Source organism: Pseudoalteromonas pernae (genome assembly GCF_039831865.1).
GTDB lineage: Bacteria > Pseudomonadota > Gammaproteobacteria > Enterobacterales > Alteromonadaceae > Pseudoalteromonas > Pseudoalteromonas pernae.
Window position 1 is genome coordinate 522,979 of the sequence record NZ_JBDODM010000002.1, and the last position, 18,349, is coordinate 541,327.

General features: G+C 45.6%; 16 protein-coding genes. 3 read left to right on the plus strand and 13 right to left on the minus strand.

The features are described from left to right. Positions 1-174 precede the first annotated feature (174 nt). Entirely contained in the window at positions 175-417 is a 243-nt protein-coding gene (locus V1358_RS06610; protein WP_347392979.1) for a hypothetical protein, read from the plus strand. Between the two features lie 66 nt (positions 418-483). On the opposite strand, the gene eno is transcribed toward V1358_RS06610, so the two are convergent. From eno to rlmD, 5 genes are all read right to left on the minus strand, one after another. After that, positions 484-1,776, minus strand: a complete 1,293-nt coding sequence (gene eno / locus V1358_RS06615; protein WP_347391803.1) for a phosphopyruvate hydratase — start codon at positions 1,774-1,776, stop codon at positions 484-486. Between the two features lie 71 nt (positions 1,777-1,847). After that, complete coding sequence (pyrG, locus tag V1358_RS06620) at positions 1,848-3,482, minus strand: CTP synthase (RefSeq protein ID WP_347391802.1); 1,635 nt, start codon at positions 3,480-3,482, stop codon at positions 1,848-1,850. A 109-nt stretch (positions 3,483-3,591) separates the two neighbouring features. Continuing rightward, a complete protein-coding gene (gene mazG, locus V1358_RS06625; protein WP_347392980.1) occupies positions 3,592-4,389 on the minus strand; it encodes a nucleoside triphosphate pyrophosphohydrolase in 798 nt (265 codons plus the stop codon). Continuing rightward, complete coding sequence (gene relA / locus V1358_RS06630) at positions 4,386-6,551, minus strand: GTP diphosphokinase (RefSeq protein ID WP_347392981.1); 2,166 nt, start codon at positions 6,549-6,551, stop codon at positions 4,386-4,388. The genes mazG and relA overlap by 4 nt, the downstream gene beginning before the upstream one ends. 8 nt (positions 6,552-6,559) lie before the next feature. Beyond that, positions 6,560-7,867 carry a 23S rRNA (uracil(1939)-C(5))-methyltransferase RlmD gene (rlmD, locus tag V1358_RS06635; protein WP_347392982.1) on the minus strand — a complete coding sequence of 436 codons (1,308 nt, stop codon included), beginning with the start codon at positions 7,865-7,867 and terminating at the stop codon, positions 6,560-6,562. Positions 7,868-7,946: 79 nt separating this feature from the next. Between rlmD and barA the strand changes: the two genes are divergently transcribed. Continuing rightward, the gene (gene barA, locus V1358_RS06640; protein WP_347392983.1) at positions 7,947-10,706 is read left to right on the plus strand and encodes a two-component sensor histidine kinase BarA; all 2,760 of its coding nucleotides are present in this window, start codon (positions 7,947-7,949) and stop codon (positions 10,704-10,706) included. Between the two features lie 474 nt (positions 10,707-11,180). Here the strand turns inward: barA and V1358_RS06645 are convergent, their stop codons facing one another. Together V1358_RS06645 and V1358_RS06650 are read right to left on the minus strand one after the other, a co-directional pair. After that, positions 11,181-11,663, minus strand: a complete 483-nt coding sequence (locus V1358_RS06645; RefSeq protein ID WP_347391796.1) for an MgtC/SapB family protein — start codon at positions 11,661-11,663, stop codon at positions 11,181-11,183. 167 nt (positions 11,664-11,830) lie between these two features. Then, complete coding sequence (locus tag V1358_RS06650) at positions 11,831-12,046, minus strand: DUF1289 domain-containing protein (protein WP_347392984.1); 216 nt, start codon at positions 12,044-12,046, stop codon at positions 11,831-11,833. Between the two features lie 98 nt (positions 12,047-12,144). On the opposite strand from V1358_RS06650, the gene V1358_RS06655 reads away from it, so the two are divergent. Then, positions 12,145-12,489, plus strand: coding sequence for a DUF6559 family protein (locus V1358_RS06655; RefSeq protein WP_347392985.1), 345 nt, complete (start codon positions 12,145-12,147; stop codon positions 12,487-12,489). An 85-nt stretch (positions 12,490-12,574) separates the two neighbouring features. Here V1358_RS06655 and pdxJ read toward each other — a convergent pair whose 3' ends face one another. Genes pdxJ through lepA form a run of 6 tightly spaced genes read right to left on the minus strand, consistent with a single transcriptional unit; the run spans position 12,575 to position 18,339 of the window. Continuing rightward, complete coding sequence (pdxJ, locus tag V1358_RS06660) at positions 12,575-13,306, minus strand: pyridoxine 5'-phosphate synthase (protein WP_347392986.1); 732 nt, start codon at positions 13,304-13,306, stop codon at positions 12,575-12,577. Positions 13,307-13,312: 6 nt separating this feature from the next. Beyond that, positions 13,313-14,008, minus strand: coding sequence for a DNA repair protein RecO (gene recO, locus V1358_RS06665; RefSeq protein ID WP_347391793.1), 696 nt, complete (start codon positions 14,006-14,008; stop codon positions 13,313-13,315). A 5-nt stretch (positions 14,009-14,013) separates the two neighbouring features. Further along, on the minus strand, positions 14,014-14,925 hold the full coding sequence (gene era, locus V1358_RS06670) for a GTPase Era (protein WP_347391792.1): 912 nt from the start codon (positions 14,923-14,925) through the stop codon (positions 14,014-14,016). Continuing rightward, a complete protein-coding gene (gene rnc, locus V1358_RS06675; RefSeq protein ID WP_347391791.1) occupies positions 14,915-15,592 on the minus strand; it encodes a ribonuclease III in 678 nt (225 codons plus the stop codon). The genes era and rnc overlap by 11 nt, the downstream gene beginning before the upstream one ends. Positions 15,593-15,594: 2 nt before the next feature. Continuing rightward, positions 15,595-16,530 carry a signal peptidase I gene (gene lepB, locus V1358_RS06680; RefSeq protein ID WP_347391790.1) on the minus strand — a complete coding sequence of 312 codons (936 nt, stop codon included), beginning with the start codon at positions 16,528-16,530 and terminating at the stop codon, positions 15,595-15,597. Positions 16,531-16,551: 21 nt separating this feature from the next. Continuing rightward, a complete protein-coding gene (lepA, locus tag V1358_RS06685; RefSeq protein WP_347392987.1) occupies positions 16,552-18,339 on the minus strand; it encodes a translation elongation factor 4 in 1,788 nt (595 codons plus the stop codon). Between the last annotated feature and the right edge of the window lie 10 nt (positions 18,340-18,349).

The window sequence follows — 18,349 nt, forward strand, 5'->3', positions numbered from 1 at the left end:
TACAACAACCTAGATTAATACATAAGGTTAACTATATGAACAAATTGTTAATTTTCAAGTCATATTCGATGAACTTACAATTAATCACTGGTAACTAACATTTTTTTTATTTATAACGGGTCCTCCACTCAGCATGAGCTTGCTGAGTGCTTCAGTTTTTTAAGGAGAATTATAATGAGTCTCAGGATTTCAGTAGTGGCACTATCTACAGTGCTTTTATTTGGTTGTGCGTCGCAATCAGAAGATCAAGTAGCAAGCAACGAAGATGGTATGTTCTGTGAAATGACCAAGCCGACGGGTTCAAATATTCCTAAGCGCGTTTGCCTAACAGCAGAGCAAAAAGCACAGCAGGAAAAAGCTGGCCAAGACTATGTTAATCAACAGCGCAATCGCGCAACAACGAGCAGCATGAACTAGGTTTTATCTGGTCGAAAAAAAACCGCGGATAAACCGCGGTTTTTTATTGCCTAGTAATTATGTGAATTACTGGCCTTTAATTTCAGAGCGACCTTTGTAAAGCGCTTTGTCACCTAATTGCTGTTCGATACGAAGCAACTGGTTGTACTTAGCAACACGGTCTGAACGACAAAGAGAACCTGTCTTGATCTGGCCTGCCGCTGTACCTACCGCTAAGTCAGCAATAGTTGCGTCTTCGGTTTCACCACTGCGGTGTGAGATAACAGCAGTAAAGCCAGCATCTTTCGCCATCTTGATTGCATCAAGTGTCTCAGACAGTGAACCGATTTGGTTGAACTTAATAAGGATTGAGTTACCAATGTTCTCATCAATACCGCGCTTCAAGATCTTGGTGTTCGTTACGAATAAGTCGTCACCCACTAGCTGTACTTTGTCGCCAATCTTATCCGTTAGGATTTTCCAACCAGCCCAGTCACTTTCGTCAAGACCGTCTTCGATTGAAACGATTGGGTAACGCGCAGCAAGATCAGCAAGGAAGTCAGCAAAGCCTTCAGAATCGAATACTTTACCTTCACCTTTAAGGTCGTATTTACCGTCGTGGTAGAACTCAGAAGATGCACAGTCAAGCGCAAGCGTTACATCTTTGTTTAGCTCGTAACCTGCCGCTGCAATCGCTTCAGCAATTACTTCAAGTGCTTCTTCGTTAGACTTAAGGTCAGGTGCAAAACCACCCTCATCACCCACTGCAGTGTTAAGACCACGTGCGCTGAGTACTTTCTTCAAGCTGTGGAAAATTTCAGCACCCATACGCAGTGCTTCACGGAAGCTTGGCGCACCTACAGGCTGAACCATGAACTCTTGGATATCTACGTTGTTATCCGCGTGCTCACCGCCGTTAATGATGTTCATCATAGGCACAGGCATAGAGTACTGGCCAGATGTACCATTGATGTCGGCGATGTGCTCGAATAGCTCAACACCTTTGAATTGTGCAGCAGCTTTAGCATTCGCTAGTGACACAGCTAGGATAGCATTTGCACCTAGTTTTTCTTTATTTTCAGTGCCATCAAGCTCAAGCATGATGTTATCGATAGCGCGCTGTTCAAGTGCATTTTGGCCCTTAAGTGCGGTAGCGATTTCGTTGTTTACATAGCCTACTGCTTTAAGTACGCCTTTACCAAGGTAGCGGCTCTTGTCGCCATCACGAAGCTCTAGTGCTTCACGTGTACCAGTTGATGCACCTGAAGGAGCACAAGCACGGCCCCACGCACCGTTCGCCAAGTGTACTTCGGCTTCAACAGTTGGGTTGCCGCGTGAGTCCATAACTTCACGGCCAATCACTTTAACAATTTCTGACATCTCGATTGATTCCTCTTGTCCCAAGTGTAAAAACGAAAAAGCCGTGCGAAGGCACGGCTTTTTTCAATCAATTACGAAGATTGCTTCTGGAAGCTGTGTGCAGCTGCCACAAACCCTTCAAATAATGGATGACCATCACGCGGTGTTGACGTGAATTCCGGGTGGAACTGCGCCGCAATAAACCAAGGATGATCTTTGTTTTCAATGATTTCCACCAGCTTTTTATCTTCTGAGAGACCGGTGAATGCTAGGCCCGCTTGCTCAAGTTTCTCAACGTAATTGTTGTTCACTTCGTAGCGGTGACGGTGACGTTCAACGATTTGGTCACTGCCATACACCTCACGTACTTTTGAACCTTCTTTCAAATGACACAGCTGCGCACCAAGACGCATTGTGCCACCTAAATCTGACGCTTCATCACGTACTTCAACGTTACCGTCTTTATCCAACCACTCAGTGATTAGACCAACAACTGGGTGCGCTGAGTTAGCATCGAATTCAGTTGAATTCGCACCTTCAAGACCAGCAACGTTACGCGCATATTCGATAAGCGCTACTTGCATACCCAAACAGATACCTAGGTAAGGCACCTTGTTTTCACGGGCATACTGAGCAGCTAAAATTTTACCTTCAACACCACGGCCGCCGAAGCCACCCGGTACTAAGATTGCGTCTAAGTCTTTAAGCAAGTCCACGCCTTTGCTTTCGATGTCCTGTGAGTCAACATATTGAATGTTCACAGTAAGACGGTTCTTCAAACCTGCATGCTTAAGCGCTTCATTTACTGATTTGTATGCATCTGGTAGCTCAATGTACTTACCAACCATACCAATCGTTACTTCACCAGTAGGGTTCGACTCTTGGTAAAGCACTTGTTCCCACTCTGATAGATCTGCTTCAGGGCAGTCTAGGTGGAAACGACGACAAATAATGTTATCTAGATCCTGTGATTTAAGTAACGCAGGGATCTTATAAATGCTGTCTACGTCTTGTAGAGAAATAACTGCTTTTTCTTCAACATTAGTGAACAAAGCAATTTTCGCGCGCTCATTACCCGGTAGTTTACACGCCGAACGACATACTAGGATGTCTGGCTGAATACCAATTGAGCGTAGCTCTTTTACTGAGTGTTGCGTTGGTTTAGTTTTCACTTCACCTGCAGGGCCTAAGAATGGCACAAGAGTCAAGTGCATGAACAATGCACGCTCACGACCAATTTCAGTACCAAGCTGACGAATTGCTTCTAAGAATGGTTGCGACTCGATGTCACCCACTGTACCGCCGATCTCTACGATAGCGATATCATGGCCTTCTGCACCTTCAACAACACGACGCTTGATGTCGTTTGTGATGTGAGGAATAACCTGAATGGTTGCACCAAGGTATTCGCCACGACGCTCACGACGAAGTACGTCTTCGTATACGCGGCCTTGTGTGAAGTTATTGCGGCTGGTCATCTTGGTGCGGATGAAACGCTCATAGTGACCAAGGTCAAGGTCCGTCTCTGCACCGTCTTCGGTAACGAACACTTCACCATGTTGAATCGGACTCATTGTGCCCGGATCAACGTTGATATAAGGATCCAGCTTTAAGATTGTGACTTTTAAGCCACGTGCTTCTAAGATCGCTGCTAATGATGCAGCAGCAATACCTTTACCCAACGAGGAAACCACCCCGCCCGTAACGAAGATAAATTTTGTACTCATGCGAACCCTAAGATATCAGGAAATGGATTAAATATAGAATCAAGACGGGGCGATAGTATAGCAAAGTCACCCATTCCAATCCAGTTAAAATTAGTTCTTTGGGTAGGAGTTATTCGCGCGATTTAACCGCTTGCCATGCGGCTTCCATTTGCTCAAGATTTGCACTACTAAGTGTTTGACCTTGCGCATTTAAATGGATTTCGACCTGATTAAATCGATGGCTAAACTTACGATTCGCTTGGCGCAATAGCTGTTCAGGATCTTTATTTAAGTGGCGCGCGACATTCACGGTCGCAAAGAGTAAGTCGCCGATTTCCTCAGCACAGTGCTCACTTGTTGGATCGTGTTCAATAGCTTCTGTTACTTCGTCAATTTCTTCACGAACCTTATCCAAGGCGCCATCAATACTAGGCCAATCAAACCCAACACTAGCAACCCTTTTTTGTACCTTATTCGCAGCACTTAACGCTGGTAAGTTAGTCGGGATATCGGCTAATAGGAGCTGAGGGACATATTCTTGCTGAGCATTTTCTTGCTGAGCCAGTTCTTGCCGAGCCTGATATTTACGTGTTTCCCAATTCTCTGTGACTGGCTGTCGTGCAAAAATATGCGGGTGGCGCGCTTTGAGTTTAGTATTAAGATTTTGCACTACATCGTTGAAGTCAAAACGCTGTTCTTCTTTTGCCAGCTGGCTGTAAAAAATCACCTGAAACAACAAGTCACCTAACTCGGCTTTGAGTTCATCAAGGGCGCCGCGCTCAATGGTATCAGCCACTTCATAGGCTTCTTCAATTGTGTGCGGCACTATGGTGTCAAAGCGCTGCGCTAAATCCCATTCACAACCTGATTCAGGACAACGCAACTTTGCCATTATTGCTTGCAACTCTTCAATTGCATTTTGACTCATCCGCCCGCCCCCACGCGAGAGGCATCATACACACCTTCGATTTGCATTAGCTTGGTGAGCAAGCGATTGGTGGTGCTTAAATCGGAGACAGAGATTTTCATATTAAAAATCGCCAGCTGCTTTTCATCTATGGTATTGACGTTCATGCTCATGACATTGACTTTTTCGTTCGCTAACACTGAGCTGATATCACGAATTAAGCCTTGGCGGTCTGTCGCCTCAACTTTGATGGACAGCGCAAAGTCACTGCTTGTTTTAGCTGACCAACTTACCTCAACAATACGTTCAGGGTGGCGCTCTTGTAATGTCGCAAATTGCTCACAGTCGCTCCGATGTACGGCAATACCGCGACCTTGAGTAATGTAGCCGCAAATCGAATCCCCAGGCACTGGTTCACAACATCCCGCCATATGGCTCATCAGTGACCCCACACCATCAACGACGATACCGTTTTTGTCACCTTTGGTGTTGCGGCTCGGTTGTTTAAATTTGATTTGTGGTTCAGGCTCACCTTTGTTTTGCACGAAGTTGAGCAACTGATTCAAGCGCACATCACCAGCACCTATCGCCACCAACAAGTCATCAAGGCTGGTGAAGTTAAAGCGCACAATCGCAGGTTCAAGTTCTTTGTAGGTGATATCAAGCTTTTGTAATTCGTTATCGAGAATATCTTTACCCGCTTGCAGGTTTTTATCTCTATCAAGTTGCTTGAACCAATGATGTATCTTCGCGCGAGCACGCGAAGAGCGAATGTAACCCAATGAAGGGTTGAGCCAATCTCGGCTCGGATTAGGTTCTTTTTGCGTTAGGATTTCGACTTGATCGCCGGTTTGCAGCTGATACGTGAACGGCACTATTTTACCGAACACTTTTGCGCCGATGCAGCGGTGGCCTACATTTGAATGGATATAATAGGCGAAGTCCAAAGGCGTCGCGCCGAAGGGCAAATCAAAAATATCGCCACGTGGCGTGAACACGTAAACGCGGTCTTCAACCACTTGATTCTTTAGCTCATCAGCAAGGTCGGTGCCATCCACCACCTCTTCTTGCCATTGCAGAATTTTTTGCAGCCAGCTGATCTTTTGCTCGTAGCCTGAATCACGACCGCCGAGGGCTCCCTCTTTGTACATCCAGTGCGCAGCGACCCCCAATTCGGCATCCTCATGCATTTCATGAGTACGAATTTGAATCTCTACGGTTTTACCTTCTGGACCAAACACAACGGTGTGGATTGACTGGTAGCCATTAGGTTTTGGTGTTGCTACATAATCATCGAATTCTTTGGGAAGATGACGCCAACTGGTATGCACTATGCCAAGCGCCGCATAACAGTCCTGAATGCGTTCAACCACAATGCGCATCGCGCGAATATCAAAAAGCTGATCGAACTCGTAGTTCTTTTTGGTCATCTTCTTGTAGATGCTGAAGATATGTTTAGGGCGGCCGTATACCTCCCCTTTGATGCCCGCTTCATCCAGCTTAGATTGCACCTGCTCAACCAAATCGCTCATATAAGCTTCGCGGTCTAGACGCTTCTCTTCTAATAATTTCGCAATGCGTTTATAGGTATCAGGATGAAGGTAACGGAACGCAAAATCTTCTAACTCCCATTTGAGCTGACCAATACCGAGTCTGTTTGCCAAAGGTGCAAAAATATTGGTGGTTTCTTTAGCGGCAATAACGCGCTCTTCTTCCTCAGCGTTTTTTACTTCTCGCAAATAACACACTTGCTGTGCGAGTTTGATTACCACAGCACGCACATCTTCTACCATCGCTAGGAGCATGCGACGAATTTTGTCTACTTGCACCTGCCCACTCGAAGCATGGGCAAGCGTGCTGATCGTGGCCATTTGCTCAACCCCTTTGAGCAGTAAGCCAACATCTTTGTTGAATTTATCGCTAACGTCGGCAATGACTACATGCTGTGCCAAGAAATAGGGTGTGAGGTAAGCGGTAGCAAGAGAGGTCGCATCCAAGTTGAGTTGCGCAAGGATTTCAACCATCTCAAGCGCCAATCTGTCATTCTCAGCACAACGCGATTCCCCGCAAAAATCGGCGGCTGCTTTAACGAGTAGATACTTATCTTCACTCATGCCTAACTGCTTTAACGCAGTGTCAAAGTTATCTATGTGAGTGCGATGCGACTTTCTAGTGGCCACCATGGCGGACTCTACCCCCGTTCAAATAAAGCCATTGTTTCTATATGGCCGGTATGAGGAAACATGTTCATTATCCCTAACTTACTGAGCGAAAATCCGGCCGTGAGTATCGTTTTGCTGTCTCTAGCCAGAGTAACGGGATCACACGACACGTACAAGACGCGTTTGAACTGTTTGAGCGGTAATTGCGCAAGTATCGCTTCGGCTCCCATTCTTGACGGGTCAAGAATGAGTACATCCAATGATTTATCGAACCATTTTGCCTTGTACAAAGGCTCAGTTAAATCAAAGCAATGGAACTGGCAATTGTTAAGACCGTTGTTTTGGGCATTGGATTGCGCATACTGAACTGCAGACTCAACACCCTCAACGCCCACCACTCGCTGCGCTGTTGTACCAGCCAACAATGAGAAGTTGCCAACCCCACAGAAAAGATCAAGGACTTGATGTTGCTCATTCAATGCCAACCACTGCATTGCTTGGTGCAGCATTTTGTCATTTACATCAGCATTCACTTGAATAAAGTTATCCAACCCAAATGCCAAGGTTAACTCGTTCTCCAGCTGATAACTTGCATGTGGTAGTGCTTGTTCAGCATCTGCTTGCCAAACTATTGTCCATCCGTTTACCGCTGCATCTTTGGCAATGGCATCTTTTAGGGGCTCAGGGATAGCTTTTGTATGACGCACGACTACAAAATGCTGTGGCTGTGCCGCCACCAATTGTAAGTGAGTGACGCAACGCAATGCCCTGTGCTGGCTGATTTGCGCTCGGAAAAAAGCAAAAACATCGTTGTAGCCTTCATCAAGCACTGGGCATTTATCAATATTGACGATGCGCTTAGAACCTTTTTGCCTAAAGCCAACTTTTAGACCCTGATTTTTATCATCGTACACACTTACACGGGCACTTCGGCGATAATGCCAAGGCTGACTGTCGATAGCATCTTGCCAGGGTAAATCAGCTAAGCCACTGAACTTTTTGAATAACGCACTGACTGCATGCTGTTTTGCATGCAGTTGCGCTGACGCTTCCAAATGCTGCAAGGTGCAGCCGCCACATTGCTCATAGTGTTCGCAATGGGGCTCAACTCGCTGTGGGCTTGGCGTGATAACTTTTGTGCACTGTGCCTCGGCGTACTGCTTTTTATCACTCAAAATAGTGGCTTTAACTTGCTCATCAGCCAGCGCACCATTTACAAAAATAACCTTCCCGTTACTTTTGGCGACGCCACGCCCATGATGATCCAAGCTCTCAATATGAAGCTCTTGGCTTTGGTTTTTCACTTTTTTCTTTGTTGGCTTATAAAAGTTCGCCATTGGCTGCCCTAATTACATTGCTAAAGGTCGATGTAAGCGATAACCTAAACTTAACACAGACTTTTTAATTTGTTTGATTATGAACCGACTAGGCCTTCGGGATTCAGTACTAATCCTGACATTGGTGCCTACTGTGGTGATTGGTCTCTTGCTTGGTGGTTATTTTACTATAAATCGCTACCTTGAGTTGGATGAATTTCTCATCGAACAGGGCAATACCATCATCGAGCCCTTAAGCATTGCCATAGAAAAGCCCCTAGCTGAAAACGATTTAGCCACGCTCAATCGAATCGTTCAGCATATTCATAATGCCCATTCGCCATTGATAAAATCTGTGGCGGTGTTTGATACCAGCGACGCCCTGTTAGCGGCCAGTCCTCGCCATCGCAATTTTGATCAGCTTAGGAATGTGCCAATAGAAGCGCACCAAAGCTCAAATAAGGTGATCCGCGACGGTGATTTTTTAATATTCTATCAAGGGGTTTTAGACCCCAACGCCTCCAGCCTTTTGCCATTTAGTACCAATGGTACGGTGATGATTCAATTTAATCGCCAAGGAGCGATAGTTGAGCAACAAAAAGCGATTTTGATTAGTGCTGCGGTCATCTTGTTGGCCATCGGGTTTGCCGTTGTTATTTCTATCAGGCTCAGTAGGTTAATCACTCAACCGATGCGCCGTTTAGTGCATGCTGCAACTGAAGTCGCACACGGTAAAGAGCCGCAAAATATTATTCAGCCTATGCAAGGCGAGCTGGAACAGCTGCGCCAGGGACTTGTGCATATCACCGAATATATGGCGCAAGAAAAAGATGAGATGCAACGCCACATCGACCAAGCCACTGCAGATTATCAAGAAACACTGGAACAGTACGAAACACAGAATATCCAGCTCAATATCGCTAAACGTGAAGCGCTCGCGGCTAACCAAGTTAAATCTGACTTCTTAGCAAAAATGAGTCACGAGTTACGCACGCCCCTTAATGGCGTAATCGGCTTTGCCCGTCAGCTTTATAAAACGCCATTGAACAAAAGCCAGAAAGACTATCTTGATACCATCGAGGCCTCTGCCAACAGCCTACTCATTATCATCAGCGACATCCTCGATTTCTCCAAACTAGAAGCCGGTGCTATGGAACTGGAAAATATTCAGTTCCAATTGCGAGATGCGGTGAATGAGGTGCTTACCTTACTCGCGCCTGGGGCACATGAAAAACACTTAGAGTTGTCGATTCATGTGAACCCCAAAGTGCCTGAACACTTAATGGGAGACCCTACCCGCTTTAAGCAAATCCTGACCAACCTTGTCAGTAACGCTATTAAGTTTACCGAAAAGGGCGAAGTCACCATAGATATCAGCAGCCGCCTACTCGCAGATGAGCGTACCTCACTGCTTATCTCGGTGAAAGACACCGGTGTGGGGATTGCTATGGATAAGCAAGACGCTTTATTCACACCGTTTGGCCAAGCCGATTCCAGTATCACCCGTAAGTTCGGTGGCACCGGTCTTGGTTTGATCATTACAAAACATTTGGTTGAAGCCATGGGTGGGCGCATTACGCTCAATAGCGCGCCAGGCAAAGGCACCTGTTTTACCTTTAATGCCGTCTTTAAAGTGCCTGACCATCACTTCCAAAGTGAACTGCCTTGCGCATCCCTGGTTAACAAGCGCGTGCTCTATTTCGAGCAAAGTGAACACAGCTACATGGCCACCACCAGCATTCTTAACAGCTGGGGCGTACATCTGACTGGATGTCGAAATTTAGAAGAATTCGAAGAAGCCATGGCCGCTGATTTCGGCTTTGATATCTGCATTATCGGTGACCCTGGTGGCGTCGAGTCCATGTCTTTGCTTAAACAACTTATCACTGTGGTGCGTAAACACAGCGACTACCTATACCTATTGTTGAACACGGTGTCGCACAATATGCGCGAAGCACTCATTGGCAGTGGTGCGGACGGCTGTTTAAGTAAGCCGGTGAATCACCGTAAATTCTGTGAAATGTTGGCGGCGCCGTATCGATTGGACCATCCAACGATTCACACCCAAGACAGCAAAACAACCAAGCTGCCAATTAAAGCATTGGTTGTCGATGACAACGATGCCAACTTAAAGCTCATTTGTGCATTACTTGAAGACCGAGTTGATAACATGGACACCGCACATAACGGTGCGCAAGCCGTTGAAGTGTGTAAAAGCTATCAATACGATTTGATCTTCATGGATATACAGATGCCCATTATGGATGGCATTACAGCGTGCAAACTGATCAAAGAATCGTCTATCAATGAAGAAACGCCAATCATTGCGGTAACAGCCCATGCATTAGCTGGGGAGAAAGAGCAACTCAAAGAAGTCGGTTTTGCAAGTTACCTCACCAAGCCACTTGATGAAGACATGCTAGGGGAAGTATTGATGCAGCATGCCGCAAGTCAAAAACAGTGGCGTGAACGCAGTAATGGCAAAACGACGGTTATTGAGCCTCCTTTCGAAAGTTCTTGCTTGAACTGGGAACTTGCGCTGCAGCGCGCTGGCGGAAAAGAAGAATTAGCCCATGAAATGCTCAATATGCTGCTACTAAGTATCCCTGAGACATTAAGTCTGGTTGAAGAAGCAATGGCAGCCAACGCACAGGAACGATTGCTCTCCATCATTCATAAGTTCCACGGTGCATGTTGTTACACCGGCGTACCTAAGCTGAAAAAGCTCGCTGAACTTATTGAAACAGCGATGAAAGAGCACGCCACTATCAATGAGATAGAGCCTGAGCTTCTTGAACTGCAAGATGAACTCAGAAACTTAATGGACGATGCAGGATTAGAGAAAAATACTTCTTACTGATCTTAGGTGGTGCTTACAAGAAATTGTTAGCCATTACAGTATAGAAGTCACATTGCTGGGCAATGCCAAAGTGGACGTTTCATCTGTAAAATCAACACGTTTTCCAAACGTGTTGGGGCATTGCTGAGGATAACTCTGCCATTGAATTAAACGGCCGAGGTATGCTCGGCCCAAGCGAAGATCCTTTTCGTGGCGCAACTAAAATGACCATTAAGGCAACACAAACAACCCTTAACCTCTGCGCTCAACGAGGTGTTTAGTCCCTCGCGCTGTTTGTTTGCCTTTTGCGAGCTTTGCTTAACTGGATCATAAAAACGGTAAGCAAGGGCAATACATCTCAATTACCTATGGGGATGATTTATTATTGGTCCAGCAATCGCAATTTGGCTACCCTAACGCACGGTGTCATCACTGCAAATCCCACTGCCTAACTCGATAACGCCCAAGCACATTGAATAAGGGTATTAGCGCGCATTAATAGCGACGCTTGCGCCATCTGGTGTACTTTGAATGGACGCCTCGGGTAAAGAGAGTAGAGTAATTCTCAAGTAGGTCGACGCCATATAAAATCAGCACCAACAAGATAGCGAGCTTGAACGCAACAAAGCTATCAACCACTGCAATACACACCCCGATTGCGGCAAGTGCCCATATAGTGGCAGCCGAAGTTACACCGACTACAGCACCATCTTTTGCTAGCATGACACCAGCGCCTAGAAACCCTATGCCTGTTACTACCTGACCAATAATCCGCGACGTATCTGTGACCTCGTTTTCAACCAACAAGGATGCGGCTATAAACAGGTAGGTACCAAGCACAATCAGTGAAGAGGTACGGATCCCCACAGGCTTACCGCGAAGCTGTCGCTCAAGGCCAACAACAGTGCCACACACAACCGCCGTTCCGATTGATTCCCAGCTAAAAGGGTCAACGGAAAATAGGGCTCCAAGATTCATAAAGTCAGGCTCTCTTAAATAATCATTGATAAAAAATCGGCGGATTATGCGGCTGAAATAGCCACAACGTCAATGAGATTTTATGCTGTTTTTGATACCGCTGAAGAACTGACATTCAAGTGTTATTAAATCGCTATTTTGTACAAAGCATTGTGACTTGTTAAACGTTACACAGAGCTACTTCCGTGTTGTTTACGGCGCTGCTCACAACTTTGCAAAATGGCAATTTTTTGCTCATTAGTTGAACAGGACCAATCCAAAATCTCATCTAAAGTTCGAAAACACCCTACGCATACATCATCTGGATTTAGACAACATTGATCTATGCATGGACTTTTTACTGGGTGCTCTTTGTTCATTTCAATTCGCTTACTGCTTGGCATGTATTTCCCCTTGGGTGTAATGTTAAATCATAACTCTCACTCGAGACGTTTGAAAATTTTATACATGGCTAGGAATGCAAGTTGAAGGATATAACTATATGTTTGGCAGCAAAGCGGCAATACGTAAATATCACCAAACCCTCCCACTGGCTTTATCCAAACGATATGGCCGCGCTAAACAGTACACTCAAGGACAAGTCGATACTACCATCCAAGTATTAAACTTAAACAAGCGCTATGCTCTTTACGCGTATATTCTGTACTGTGATATCGATGAGCTAGACCCACAACTGTTCAACGATAATGATATAGAAGAAATGAAGGCCTCAATCACATCAGCGTTGGACGGTGGTCTCTTTGCCGCCTCAATTGATTCAGTATTTATGAGCGCAGATTCAAACGAAGTTGGCTCTGGTGACGGTGGCTCTGGAGGAGGTGAATGAGCGATGTAACTATGGCTTCGCGGTGTTTTGCAAAGGGGAATCGAACACTCCCCTTTGGGCTGCGTCACCAACACGGTAAATTTAGTTATGCACGAGCCTCAAGCATCAAACGCTTCATATCACGTACCGCTTTTTCCATACCATCGATGGCAGCGCGAGCAATAATCGCATGGCCGATATTGAGTTCGTAAATTTCAGGCATCGCCGCAATAGGTTTTACGTTGTGATAGTGCAGACCATGACCGGCATTGACAATCAAACCTTTAGCATGGGCGTATTGCACGCCTTTGCGAATGCTCTCAAGCTCTGCGGCTTGCGCTTTATCATTCTCAGCATCTGCATACGCACCTGTGTGTATTTCAATATACGGTGCGCCTGCTTTTACACTCGCATCTATTTGCGCTTCGTCAGCATCGATAAATAGGCTGACTTTAATACCAGCATCACTCAAGCGACGCACGGCATCTGCAACTTTGTCATACTGCCCTACTACGTCCAAACCACCTTCTGTAGTTAGTTCTTCGCGCTTTTCAGGAACGAGGCAAACAAATGCCGGCTTCACTTCTAAAGCGATAGCTAGCATCTCTTCGGTTACCGCCATCTCTAAGTTCATACGGGTTTGAATCGTATCCTTCATGACATATACATCGCGGTCTTGAATGTGGCGTCTATCTTCACGCAAGTGAATAGTAATACCGTCGGCACCGGCATGTTCAGCGACCGCTGCTGCATGGGCTGGATCTGGGTAGCTCGTGCCACGTGCTTGGCGCAAAGTTGCGATATGATCAACGTTTACACCCAATAAAATCTCTTTCATCTTGCCTTACCTTGATTTAAAAAGTTCTCTGCTTTTAAGCGGCTTATTCCCTAGCAGAGGTTTGAGAATGTATCGACAAAAATGCTTTGCCGCTTGCTGAATTTGTGGTTTGGAAAAATCATAGCGCGCAAACGCCAGAATATGTTCACCACTGAAACCATAGCCTTGAATAGGCTGCTCTTGGCGCACCCATCCTTGCTCTGGATAGTAATCGTATTGACTGTTTGGTTCAATTCCCTCACCGAGGTAGTCGGTGTCAAAATCAACACCGTAACCAAGTGCTTCGAGCAGCTGTAATTCATAGCAACGCAAACTCGCTCCTAAATCATCGGTTGCCGCCAAAGCCTTTAAATGATGCAAATATAAATCAAAAACTTGTTCAAGCGGTTCATTGATGGGAATGATGCGAGCAGCCAGCTCATTCATATAAAAGCCGCAATAAAGCTTATTGCCATGCAAAGCGGGTACGGCAATGTCGAGCTCGAAGTGTTGTAAATATTTAAGCTCACCACCGCCTTGATAACGAATGAGTAATGCTTGGAAGGGTTGCAGCTGAGCTTTGTGTTTGATGGCTTGTTTACCGCTAATGCGCGCTATCATGCGCATTACACCGCGGTTTTCTACAAGGAAATCGACGAGCCATTGAGAGTCGCTCAACGCTCGTCGGTGCAATAAAAAGGCGCGGTCGAAGCCGGCGTTCATAAAGGTTAGTCTTCGCCGTAACCAAGACTACGCAGGGCGCGTTCGTCGTCCGCCCAACCAGATTTAACCTTCACCCACAATTCGAGGAATACTTTGTTATCAAGCATATTTTCTAAATCGCGGCGGGCTTCACGGCCAATGGTCTTGAGCTTTTCACCCTTGTTACCGATCACCATACGCTTTTGCGTTTCACGTTCAACTAAGATCAAGGCGTTGATTTGCCACACACCATTGTCTTGCCACTTGAACTGCTCGATTTCCACCGTCACAGAGTAAGGCAATTCGTCACCCATAAAACGCATCAGCTTTTCACGGACAATTTCAGCGGCTAAAAAGCGCATAGAGCGATCAGTTACGTAGTCTTCTGGAAAGTAGAATTCACTTTCCGGTAAGCGCGCACGTACTTCTTTTTTGATCAGATCAAGGTTACGATTTTGCTTCGCCGAAATAGGAATAATACCGGCGAAATCACCCTTTTCGCTTAACCATTTAATGTGCGGCAATATCAGGTTTTGGTCTTTTACCTGATCGGTTTTGTTCATCACCAGTAGTACAGGTGTTTTACCTGCGCACACTTTGTTTAACACCATCTCGTCGTCATTGGTCCAGTGCGTCCCTTCAACAACGAAAATAATCAATTCCACATCACCGATTGAACTCGATGCTGCACGGTTCATCAGACGATTGATTGCGCGCTTTTCTTCAATGTGCAGGCCTGGCGTATCCACATAAACAGTTTGGTAATTGTCTTCGGTGTGGATACCCATAATGCGGTGACGCGTGGTTTGAGGTTTACGTGAAGTAATACTCACCTTTTGCTCAACAATTTTGTTCAACAAGGTAGATTTACCTACGTTAGGGCGACCAACAATGGCCACCATACCGCAATGCGTTTGTGTATGCGTATCAGCTGTCATTCTTTAACATCTTTAAGGCTTTTTCTGCGGCTTTTTGCTCGGCTTTACGACGAGAGCTGCCTACAGAGATAATGCTTTCCATCCCTTCTACGATACATTCAACCGTGAAAGTCTGGTTGTGTGCCTGACCTTTCGTATCGATAACCGTGTACCCTGGTAAGGGTAATTTACGCGCTTGTAAAAACTCTTGGAGCAAGGTTTTAGGGTCTTTTTGGTTCATACCTGGAGAAATCGACTCTAAACGCGATGCATACCAACTCAATACTAGCTCAGTGCAAGTATCTATGTTTGAATCAAGGAATACTGCGCCGATGATTGCCTCTACAGCATCAGCAAGTGTGGACTCGCGACGATATCCACCACTTTTCAGCTCACCCGGACCTAAACGTAGATACTCGCCAAGGTTAAACTCAACACCAAATTCTGCCAATGTTTGCCCACGCACAAGCGTAGAGCGCATGCGGCTTAAATCGCCCTCACGTGCTTTTGGAAACTTATGGTACAGGGCATTAGCGATAACAAAGCTTAGAATCGAGTCACCTAGAAACTCAAGGCGCTCATTGTGCTGACCTTTGTGGCTACGATGAGTAAGGGCCTGCTCAAGCAAACCCTGATCAGTAAAGCTATATCCTATTTTGTCGTACAGTTCTGTTACGTTTTTCTTCATTGTTACTGAATATTACCTAGGCGTTCAAAGCGAACACCGGTTGGAACCCAACTTGGTAAGAAATCCTCTGGCGTGTTTTCAAATTCAAAACTCATCCAGATAAATACGGCCTTACCTACTAAGTTAGCTTCTGGAACGAATCCCCACGCACGACCATCTTCACTATTGTCACGGTTGTCACCCATCATGAAATAGTGGCCTTCTGGAACAACCCACTCGTCAATTTTGGTACCTTGTTGACGGTAGTAGTTACTTTTGAACTCAGGGCGCGTCGGGTTAATTAAAATATCGTGTTTAATACCGGCAAGATTTTCTTCAAGGCGCACTAACTGTTCGTTGCCTTGCTTAAACTCGTCTCTATTAATAATGTCTAGTGCAATTTTATTGTATTCGCCACACTGTAACTCTCCTTGTTGAGTCTGACCTTCTGCACAATTTGGCTTGATATACAGTTGCTTATTGCGATACACAATGTGGTCGCCTGGCAAACCAATCACGCGTTTGATGAAATCCAATTTCGGGTTTGGTGGAAACTTGAATACGGCAATATCACCGCGCTCAGGTTCACCTGTTGCAACTAATTCGCTACGCCATACAGGGTCTTTAATACCGTATGAGTACTTCTGAACTAGGATGAAATCTCCCACTAGCAGCGTTGGCATCATTGAACCTGACGGAATTTGGAAAGGTTCGAAAATAAATGAGCGGAAAATTGTGATGACCGCAATCATAGGAAAAATCGACTTTGCATGCTCTGTAAGCACAGGCATGGGTGCGATTTCTTCTTTTAGCTCATCATCTAGCGGTTTACCTGCTGCCCCTTCGGCAAGCGCAATACGCTCTTTACGTTTAGGTGCATAGACCAAATGGTCTACAAGCCAAATTAAGCCTGAGCCTAAGGTCAGTACCACTAGAAAAACAGAGAAATATCCAGCCATCTACAGCCTTTCCTTTTATTATTATTTTCCGACTTTCAAAATCGCTAAGAATGCGTCTTGAGGAACTTCAACGTTACCCAACTGTTTCATACGCTTCTTACCTTCTTTTTGCTTCTGAAGTAGTTTCTTCTTACGGCTTACGTCACCACCGTAACATTTCGCGATTACGTTTTTACGAAGCTGTTTCACTGTTGAACGCGCAATAACATGATTACCAATTGCCGCCTGAATAGCGATATCGAACATTTGACGAGGAATTAGTTCACGCAGCGCTTCTGCTAATTCACGGCCACGGCCTTGCGCTTGGTCACGGTGACAAATAATCGCCAACGCATCCACTCTATCGCCATTGATAAGAATATCTACACGCACCATATCTGCTGGGCGGAACTCTTTGAAGTTGTAATCGAGTGACGCGAAACCACGACTGGTTGATTTCAACTTATCGAAGAAATCCATCACTACTTCACCCATTGGCAACTCATAGGTTACTGCAACTTGGTTGCCGTGATAGTTCATCTTGGTTTGCATACCACGCTTTTCAATACACAGCGTGATTACGTTACCTAAGTACTCTTGTGGCACTAGAATATTGGCTTCTACGATAGGCTCACGAATTTCGATAATGTCGTTAACCGCTGGTAGCTCAGATGGGTTATCGATCTGAATTGAACCATCTTTTGTTTCGACCTCATACACTACGGTCGGTGCCGTCGTGATCAAGTCAATATCATATTCACGCTCTAGACGCTCCTGAATGATTTCCATGTGGAGCATACCTAAGAAGCCACAGCGGAAACCAAAACCCAATGCTGTTGAGTTTTCAGGTTCGAAGAACAATGACGCATCATTAAGGCTTAGCTTATCAAGTGCATCACGGAATGATTCATACTCGTCAGAAGAAATCGGGAACATACCTGCGTATACCTGAGGCTTAACGCGCTGGAAGCCAGGTAGACGTTCGGTTGCTGAGTTACGAGCCAGCGTAATAGTATCACCTACAGGTGCACCATGGATCTCTTTGATACCCGCGATAATAAAGCCAACTTCACCAGTATTTAACGCCCCGGTATTAGTTTGTTTAGGAGTGAAAATACCTACTTTATCAGCAATATGGACTTGTTCGTTCGACATGATCTTAATCTTGTCGCCAGACTTCAACTGACCTTGCATAATACGTACAAGTGATACAACACCTTGGTACGGGTCAAACCATGAGTCGATAATCAGTGCCTTTAATGGGCCATCGGTATCACCCTGTGGTGGCGGAATATCACGCACGATGCGCTCAAGCACGTCGTCGATACCAATACCTGTTTTCGCACTACACTGCACAGCATCTGTTGCATCAATACCAACGATGTCTTCGATTTCTTCAGCGACGCGATCTGGATCAGCTTGCGGTAGGTCAATCTTGTTCAAGATTGGCACTACTTCTAAGTCCATTTCAATCGCTGTATAACAGTTTGCAAGTGTTTGCGCTTCCACACCTTGGCCAGCATCAACTACAAGTAATGCACCTTCACAGGCTGCAAGAGAGCGAGACACCTCGTAAGAAAAGTCAACGTGTCCTGGCGTGTCGATGAAGTTTAGCTGATACGTATCGCCGTCTTTGGCGGTGTAGTTAAGCGTTACACTTTGCGCTTTAATAGTAATACCGCGTTCACGCTCAAGTTCCATTGAGTCCAATACTTGCTGCTGCATTTCGCGGTCGGTTAAACCACCACACACCTGGATCAAACGATCCGAAAGGGTCGATTTACCGTGGTCAATATGGGCGATGATCGAAAAGTTACGGATATGCTTCATAAATTGGATT

Coding starts and splice junctions, on each gene's coding strand:
- barA (WP_347392983.1), top strand. CDS start 7,947: ATGAACCGACTAGGCCTTCGGGATTCAGTACTAATCCTGACATTGGTG.
- V1358_RS06645 (WP_347391796.1), bottom strand. CDS start 11,663: ATGAATCTTGGAGCCCTATTTTCCGTTGACCCTTTTAGCTGGGAATCA.
- era (WP_347391792.1), bottom strand. CDS start 14,925: ATGACAGCTGATACGCATACACAAACGCATTGCGGTATGGTGGCCATT.
- lepB (WP_347391790.1), bottom strand. CDS start 16,530: ATGGCTGGATATTTCTCTGTTTTTCTAGTGGTACTGACCTTAGGCTCA.
- recO (WP_347391793.1), bottom strand. CDS start 14,008: ATGAACGCCGGCTTCGACCGCGCCTTTTTATTGCACCGACGAGCGTTG.
- pdxJ (WP_347392986.1), bottom strand. CDS start 13,306: ATGAAAGAGATTTTATTGGGTGTAAACGTTGATCATATCGCAACTTTG.
- V1358_RS06655 (WP_347392985.1), top strand. CDS start 12,145: ATGTTTGGCAGCAAAGCGGCAATACGTAAATATCACCAAACCCTCCCA.
- eno (WP_347391803.1), bottom strand. CDS start 1,776: ATGTCAGAAATTGTTAAAGTGATTGGCCGTGAAGTTATGGACTCACGC.
- relA (WP_347392981.1), bottom strand. CDS start 6,551: ATGGTGGCCACTAGAAAGTCGCATCGCACTCACATAGATAACTTTGAC.
- lepA (WP_347392987.1), bottom strand. CDS start 18,339: ATGAAGCATATCCGTAACTTTTCGATCATCGCCCATATTGACCACGGT.
- mazG (WP_347392980.1), bottom strand. CDS start 4,389: ATGAGTCAAAATGCAATTGAAGAGTTGCAAGCAATAATGGCAAAGTTG.
- V1358_RS06650 (WP_347392984.1), bottom strand. CDS start 12,046: ATGCCAAGCAGTAAGCGAATTGAAATGAACAAAGAGCACCCAGTAAAA.
- rlmD (WP_347392982.1), bottom strand. CDS start 7,867: ATGGCGAACTTTTATAAGCCAACAAAGAAAAAAGTGAAAAACCAAAGC.
- pyrG (WP_347391802.1), bottom strand. CDS start 3,482: ATGAGTACAAAATTTATCTTCGTTACGGGCGGGGTGGTTTCCTCGTTG.
- rnc (WP_347391791.1), bottom strand. CDS start 15,592: ATGAAGAAAAACGTAACAGAACTGTACGACAAAATAGGATATAGCTTT.
- V1358_RS06610 (WP_347392979.1), top strand. CDS start 175: ATGAGTCTCAGGATTTCAGTAGTGGCACTATCTACAGTGCTTTTATTT.